Below are 6,997 nucleotides of genomic sequence, written 5' to 3' on the forward strand. Positions count from 1 at the left end.
TCAGTGGGGCGCTCCCCGCCACCCCGAAACGGGCAGCGCGAACTTGGCGACGAGCCGGTCCGTGAACGATGCCTGGTGCAGCCGCGCCAGCCGTACGGGCACCGCACCGCGCCGCACCTCGACCCGCGCGCCCGCGGGCAGCTCCACGGTCCTGCGACCGTCGCACCACAGCACCCCGTGCGGGGTGTGCGGCTGGACCTCGACGGCGAGCACCGAGGTCGGGGAGGTCACGAGCGGTTTCGCGAACAGCGCGTGGGCGCTGATCGGCACCATCAGCAGTGCCTCGACCTCCGGCCAGACCACGGGTCCGCCCGCCGAGAACGCGTATGCGGTGGAACCGGTCGGAGTCGCGCAGACGATGCCGTCGCAGCCGAACCCGGTGACCGGCCGGCCGTCGATCTCCAGGACGACTTCCAGCATCCGGTCGGGCGACACCTTCTGCACGGCGGCCTCGTTGAGCGCCCAGTCGGTGTGCACGATGTCGCCGTTGCTGTGCACGACGACATCGAGCGTCATACGCTCCTCGACCTGGTAGGCCCGGGTGACGACCCGCTCGACCACCTGGTCCAGGTCGTCCCGCTCGGCCTCCGCGAGGAAGCCGACGCGACCGAGGTTGACGCCGAGCATCGGCACCCCGGAGGCCCGGGAGATCTCGGCGCCGCGCAGCAGGGTGCCGTCCCCGCCGAGGACGATCAGCAGCTCGCAGCCGTCCACCGCCGCGGGGCCGGTCTCGCTGACGATCTCGACGGCCGGCGGCAGCGGCAGATCGGCCGCCTCATGCGCCAGCACCCGCACACCGAGGCCGCTGCGCAGCAGCCCCTGCACGACGAGTTCGGCGCTGCGGATCGCGGCCGGCCGCCCGGTGTGCGCGAGAAGAAATACTGTTCGTGCCGTATTCGTCGTCAACGAGGCCCCTCCGCCACTGCACGGTCGACATCCGCGGGATCCAGCTCAGGTGCTCCGGCCCGCAGCCACAGAAAGTACTCGACGTTCCCCGAAGGCCCGGGCAGCGGACTCGCCGTCACACCCCGCACCCCCAGGCCCAGCAGACCGGCCCGGCGCGCCACCTCCCGTACCGCCTCGGCCCGCAGTTCGGGGCTGCGGACCACTCCGCCGCTGCCGAGCCGTTCCTTGCCCACCTCGAACTGCGGCTTGACCATGAGGACCAGATCCGCGTCCGGGGCGGCGCAGCGCGCGAGAGCGGGCAGCACGAGCCCCAGCGGGATGAACGACAGATCGCCGACCACCAGGTCGACGGGGACTCCGTCGATCTGCTCCAACGTCAGTTCCCGTACGTTGGTACGGTCCTTGACGGTGACGCGTTCATCGGACTGCAACGACCAGGCGAGCTGCCCGTAGCCGACGTCGACGGCGACGACATGGTCGGCTCCGGCCCGCAGCAGTACGTCGGTGAAGCCACCGGTCGACGCCCCGGCGTCCAGCGCCCGCCGCCCCTCCACCGCCAGCCCCAGAGGTACGAAGGCCGCGAGGGCGCCGGCCAGTTTGTGCCCGCCGCGCGAGACGTACTCCGGATCGCTGTCGTCCTTCGTGACGACGACCGCGGCGCTGGTCTCGACCTGCGTGGCGGGTTTGGTCGCGGTGGTGCCGCCGACGGTCACCCGCCCCGCTGCGATCAGCTGGCTCGCGTGCTCACGAGAGCGGGCGAGATTACGGCGTACCAGCTCGGCGTCGAGGCGGCGACGTGCCACTCCTGCCACGTTCGGTTCAGCTCCTGTGGTTGTACGGGGCCATCGGCGCGGGTGCGGGCCGGGCGTCCAGTGCGGACAGCGCTTCGCGCAGCCCGCGGTGTACATCCTCGTACACCTCGGTGTGCCCGTCCGCCGGGAGGTGGTCCGCATCGGCCAGACGCTCCAGCCGCGCGTCCACCTCGGCGTTCCCGGTGGGGGTGCGCACGAGGCCCAGGGGGGCGGGCGCCGCGGGCTCGAAGGAGGGCGGGGCTGCCGGTTCCGGTTCCCCGGGCGTGCTCCCGGGCGCCGTCTCCGGCCCCGGCGTCCAGTCGTCGCTCATGCCGAAACGCTACCCCGAAGGGCTGAGGTAGCGTCGAGGCGATATGGCGACCATGGCGGAGTGCCGCAGCGCACTCGACAGACTTTCCGACAACCTCACCGGGGCCGAGGGGGACGTGCGTGCCGCCGCCGACCTCGACCGGTCACTGAGCTGTCACATCAAGGATCTCGATGTGACCTTCACCGGACGGCTGAAGGACGGCCGGATCCGGGTGGACGACACCGTCGAGGGGCCACCCCGGGAGAAGGCCCAGATCCGCCTGGCGATGACCGGCGACGATCTGGTGGCCCTGGTGGACGGCGAGCTGAACTTCGCGAAGGCCTGGGGCTCGGGCCGGGTCCGTCTGGAGGCCGGCTTCCGGGATCTCCTGAAGCTCAGATCCCTGCTCTAGGGAGCCTCCGTTCAGGCCTTGATCCCGGCCCGTGCCTTCCGCGCGGCCGGGACCACCAGAGGTGTGCCCGTCTCGGGGTCGTCGATGACCTGGCAGCGCATCCCGAACACCTCCTCGACGAGTTCCGCCGTGACGACCTCGCCGGGCGGCCCCTCGGCGACGATCCGGCCCCCGCGCATGGCGATGAGGTGGGTGGCGTACCGCGCGGCGTGGTTCAGGTCGTGCAGGACGGCGACGAGCGTGCGCCCACGGGTCTCGTGCAGTTCCGCGCACAGGTCGAGCACGTCGATCTGGTGCTGGATGTCGAGGTACGTCGTCGGCTCGTCCAGCAGCAGCAGCGGGGTCTGCTGGGCGAGCGCCATTGCGATCCAGACACGCTGACGCTGCCCGCCGGACAATTCGTCGACATAGCGATCGGCCAGCTCGCCGACGCCCGTGGACTCCATGGACTCCACGACGACGCGCTCGTCCTCGGGCGACCACTGCCGCAGCAGGCCCTGGTGCGGGTAGCGACCGCGCGCGACGAGGTCGGAGACGGTGATGCCGTCCGGAGCGATGGAGGTCTGGGGCAGCAGCCCGAGCAGCTTCGCGACCTTCTTGGCGGGCATCGCGTGAATGGACTGCCCGTCCAGGAGGACCTGCCCCCGACTCGGCTTCAGCATCCGGGACAGCGCGCGCAGCAGAGTCGACTTCCCGCAGGCGTTGGGGCCGACGATCACCGTGAAGGAGTGGTCGGGTATCTCGACCGAGAGGTCCTCGGCGATGACCCGCTGGTCGTAGCCGAGGGTCACCGAGTCTGCGGTGAGGCGCTGCATGGTCGTACTCCCGGAGTCGGTGGCGTCATCTGCGGGGCGACCGGCCCCGTGGCCGGTCGGGAGCCATGTCGACCAACACCAAGTTAGGTTAGCCTACCCTCGCACGACATGGCTCCGCAGGTCACGGCCGCCCCGTCCCGCGCCGTACTCCTACAGCCCCAGCCTCGCCAGCACCTTCCCCGCGTCCAGGCCGCACGACCCCTCGCCCGCAGACGTCCAGGCCGCTCCGCAGAGGGCCCGCAGCCCGTCGAGTTCGTCGCCCTCGCCCTCCAGGACCAGCTCCTCCCCGCGCACGGACGCCCGCCAGCCGCCGCAGCGCACCGCGTCGCCCTCCGCCGTCACCTCGGGCTGCCCGGTGAGCAGCCCGCGCAGATCCCGGTCCACGTACGTCGGCCGGAACCGCGGCTCGGCCGCCAGGAGCTGAGCGGCGTCCGTCACCCCGGTGAGCACCAGCAGCGAGTCGACGCCCCCGTTGAACGCGCCCTCGATGTCCGTGTCCAGCCGGTCGCCGACGACCAACGGCCGCTCCGCCCCGGTCCGCAGCACGGTCTCGCGGTGCATCGGCGGCAACGGCTTCCCCGCGACCTGCGGCTCGGCGCCCGTCGCGATCCGTACGACCTCCACCGCCGCACCATTGCCGGGAGCGATACCGCGCGCACTCGGGATCGTCAGGTCGGTGTTGGACGCGAACCACGGCAGACCGCGCGCGACCGCGTAACTCGCCTCGGCCAGACGGCCCCAGGGCAGGTCCGGGCCGCCGTACCCCTGGGCCACGGCCACCGGATCGTCGTCCGCCGACTCCACGGGCACCAGACCGCGTTCGCGCAGCGCGACCCGCAGCCCTTCCCCGCCGATCACCAGCACCCGCGCGCCGGACGGCAGTTGATCCGCCATCAGCCGGGCGACCGCCTGCGCGGAGGTGATCACATCGGCGGCCCCGGCGGGCACACCGAGTTCGGTCAGATGCTCCGCCACCGCTTCCGGCGTCCGCAGCGCGTTGTTCGTCACATAGGCGAGATGCATCCCGCCGTCCCGCGCGGTGCTCAGCGAGTCGACGGCATGGACGATGGCCTGGCCGCCCGCGTACACCACCCCGTCGAGATCGAGCAGGGCCGTGTCGTACGCCTCGCTCAGCGCCGCACTGCTTCCGAGCGGTCGGGACCTGTACTTCTGGCTCATATACCTACGCTCCTCGTTCATGCCTCTCCCCCGATCATCGCGCATGCGCGGAGCGCACATACGATGCAGAAATGAACACATCAGGTCCCGCCGAACAGGGGCTGCGTCTGATCCCGTTCCGTGGACTTCGTTACGTCCCCGAGCGGGTCGGCAGCCTCGCCGCGGTGACCTCACCGCCGTACGACGTCGTCGTCAGGCCCGACGGGCTCCACCACCTGGAGTCCGCGGACCCGTACAACATCGTGCGGCTGATCCTGCCGCAGGCCGACTCGGCCGCGGCCCGCCACCAGCAGGCCGCCGCAACGCTCGACGACTGGCTCGCGGAGGGCGTGCTCGCGCCCGACCCGGCCCCTGCGCTGTACGTCTACGAGCAGCGCAACAGCGAGATCCTGCAACGCGGTCTGATCGGCGCCCTGGCACTCTCGCCCGCCGCCGACGGCATCGTGCTCCCGCACGAGGACGTCATGGCCCATGTCGTCGAGGACCGGGCCGCCCTGATGCGGACGACGGCGGCCCATCTGGAACCGCTGCTCCTCACCTACCGCAGCGACGGCCGGCGCACCGGCGCGACAGCCGTGATCGAACGGATGGTGGGGCGCCCGCCGCTCCTCGCCACCACGACCGAGGACGGGTTCAGCCACCGTCTGTGGGCCGTCACGGACCCCGCGGAGAGGGCCGAGATCGAGTCGGATCTCTCCCACCACCAGGCGCTGATCGCCGACGGTCACCACCGCTGGGCCACCTACCTCAGGCTCCAGCGGGAACAGACCCGCCCCGGCCCCTGGGACTTCGGCCTTGTCCTTCTCGTCGACACGGCCCGCTACCCGCTTCAGGTCCGCGCCATCCACCGGCTGCTGCACGGGCTCCCTGTCTCCGACGCGCTCACGGCCCTGGACGGCCTCTTCCGCGTCCGGGACGTCGAGGGGCCACTCCCCCACGCGCTCGACGCCCTCGCCGAGGCCACGACGGAAGGCAACGCGTTCCTGCTCGCGGGCGACGGCCGCTTCCACCTCGTCGACCGCCCGGACGAGGCACTCCTGGCCCGTACGGTCCCGGCGGACCGCCCGCTCGCCTGGCGCACGCTGGACGCGACGGTCCTGCACTCCACTCTGCTCAACCACGTCTGGCAGATCCCCGACGCCCCTGAGCACATCGCGTACATCCACGACACCGCCGCCGCCGTCGAACAGGCCGAACGCCGCAACGCGACGGCGGTACTGCTCCACCCGGTACGGGAAGAGGTCGTCCGCGACCTGGCCCGGCAGGGCGTCACCATGCCGCGCAAGTCGACCTCGTTCGGCCCCAAGCCGGCCACGGGCATCGTGCTGCGCAGCTTGGATCTCGACTGACCGGGCCCGGCCCCGGAAACAGAAGAGGGCGGCACCCCTTCCGGGGTGCCGCCCTCTTCTTCACCGCTTACGCCTTCGGGGCCTCGTCGTCGTCCTCGTCGTCGTCCTCATCGAGGTCGTCGTCCGCAGCCACGGGCTCGTCGGCCTCGTCGGCCTCGACGGCCTCGTGGTCGCCCTCACCGAGAGCGTCGACGAACTCGACGCCGTCCAGCGCGGCCAGCCGGTCCGACGCGTCGGTCGAACCGTCCTTGTCGGCCTCCAGCGCCTTGCCGAACCACTCGCGCGCCTCGTCCTCACGACCCGCTTCGAGCAGCGCGTCCGCGTACGCGTAACGCAGTCGCGGAGTCCACGAGTGCACGGCGCTCGACGCCAGCTCGGGGCCCTGCAGCGTGACGATGGCGGCATCGATCTGCCCCATGTCCCTGCGGGCTCCGGCAGCCACGAGACGCATCTCGACCTGTCCGGCCTTGTCCAGCTTCTGCACCTCGGGCTCACCGGCCATGTCCATCGCCCGCTCGGGCCGGCCGAGACCGCGCTCGCAGTCGGCCATGACGGGCCACAGCTCCACGGAGCCGGTCATCCGACGGGACGCCCGGAACTCCGCCAGCGCCTCGGCGTACTTCTGCGTGGCGTACGCGGCGAAGCCGGCGGCCTCCCGCACAGCGGCCACACGCGAGGCCAGCCGCAGAGCGATGCGCGAGTACGCGTACGCCTGCTCGGGGTCCTCGTCGATCAGATTGGCCACCATGACGAGGTTGCGCGCCACGTCCTCGGCGAGCGTCTTCGGCAGGCTCATGAGCTCCTGGCGAACGTCCTTGTCGATCTCGTGACCGGTGACGTCGTCGGGAATGGGGAGCCGCTTGATCGGCTCACGATCCCGCTCGTCACGCCGCTCGAAACCACCGGAACGGCCACCGCGGTCGTCGCGCTGACCGCCGCGGTATCCACCACGGTCGTCATCACGACGCGGCCCACGCGGCCGGTCACGGTCACGGTCGCGGTCGTCGCGACGGAAACCGCCACCGGAGCCACCACCGGTGGGCCGGCTGTCGTCGCGGCGGAAGCCGCTGCTGGGGCGGTCGTCGTCGCGACGCGGGCCACGCGGCCGGTCGTCACGGCGCTCGAAACCACCACTGGGGCGGCCGCCACGGTCGTCATCACGACGCGGAGCACGGTCGTCACGACGGAAGCTGCCACCGGAGCTGCTGCCACCACGGTTATCGTCGCGGCGGAAA

At 71.6% G+C, this 6,997-nt stretch carries 8 protein-coding genes and 1 pseudogene; 3 read left to right on the forward strand and 6 right to left on the reverse strand.

Features of this window, described 5'->3' with window-relative positions; all coding sequences use genetic code 11:
* From AC07FA_RS22695 to AC07FA_RS22705, 3 genes are read right to left on the reverse strand one after another with little or no spacing between them, the layout of a single operon-like run.
* Positions 1-906 (reverse strand): NAD kinase, encoded by a 906-nt coding sequence (locus AC07FA_RS22695; RefSeq protein WP_479077768.1) that lies wholly within the window; start codon positions 904-906, stop codon positions 1-3.
* Complete coding sequence (locus AC07FA_RS22700) at positions 903-1,718, reverse strand: TlyA family RNA methyltransferase (protein WP_479077770.1); 816 nt, start codon at positions 1,716-1,718, stop codon at positions 903-905. Before AC07FA_RS22700 ends, AC07FA_RS22695 begins: the two co-directional genes overlap by 4 nt.
* A gap of 7 nt (positions 1,719-1,725) precedes the next feature.
* Positions 1,726-2,028: a hypothetical protein gene (locus AC07FA_RS22705; RefSeq protein WP_479077771.1), complete on the reverse strand. Its 303-nt coding sequence runs from the start codon at positions 2,026-2,028 to the stop codon at positions 1,726-1,728.
* Positions 2,029-2,071: 43 nt separating this feature from the next.
* Between AC07FA_RS22705 and AC07FA_RS22710 the strand changes: the two genes are divergently transcribed.
* On the forward strand, positions 2,072-2,419 hold the full coding sequence (locus tag AC07FA_RS22710; protein ID WP_479077772.1) for an SCP2 sterol-binding domain-containing protein: 348 nt from the start codon (positions 2,072-2,074) through the stop codon (positions 2,417-2,419).
* Positions 2,420-2,430: 11 nt separating this feature from the next.
* On the opposite strand, the gene AC07FA_RS22715 is transcribed toward AC07FA_RS22710, so the two are convergent.
* Together AC07FA_RS22715 and AC07FA_RS22720 are read right to left on the reverse strand one after the other, a co-directional pair.
* Positions 2,431-3,234 (reverse strand): ABC transporter ATP-binding protein, encoded by an 804-nt coding sequence (locus tag AC07FA_RS22715; protein WP_479077773.1) that lies wholly within the window; start codon positions 3,232-3,234, stop codon positions 2,431-2,433.
* A gap of 150 nt (positions 3,235-3,384) precedes the next feature.
* Entirely contained in the window at positions 3,385-4,413 is a 1,029-nt protein-coding gene (locus AC07FA_RS22720) for an HAD hydrolase-like protein (RefSeq protein ID WP_479077774.1), read from the reverse strand.
* Between the two features lie 71 nt (positions 4,414-4,484).
* Between AC07FA_RS22720 and AC07FA_RS22725 the strand changes: the two genes are divergently transcribed.
* Positions 4,485-5,762 (forward strand): DUF1015 family protein, encoded by a 1,278-nt coding sequence (locus AC07FA_RS22725; RefSeq protein ID WP_479077775.1) that lies wholly within the window; start codon positions 4,485-4,487, stop codon positions 5,760-5,762.
* Positions 5,763-5,829: 67 nt separating this feature from the next.
* Here AC07FA_RS22725 and AC07FA_RS22730 read toward each other — a convergent pair whose 3' ends face one another.
* Entirely contained in the window at positions 5,830-6,558 is a 729-nt protein-coding gene (locus AC07FA_RS22730) for a tetratricopeptide repeat protein (RefSeq protein ID WP_479077777.1), read from the reverse strand.
* A gap of 30 nt (positions 6,559-6,588) precedes the next feature.
* On the opposite strand from AC07FA_RS22730, the pseudogene AC07FA_RS22735 reads away from it, so the two are divergent.
* A pseudogene (locus AC07FA_RS22735) lies at positions 6,589-6,997 on the forward strand (hypothetical protein); the annotation flags it as partial.

It is taken from the genome of Streptomyces sp. NPDC045968 (assembly GCF_056430475.1).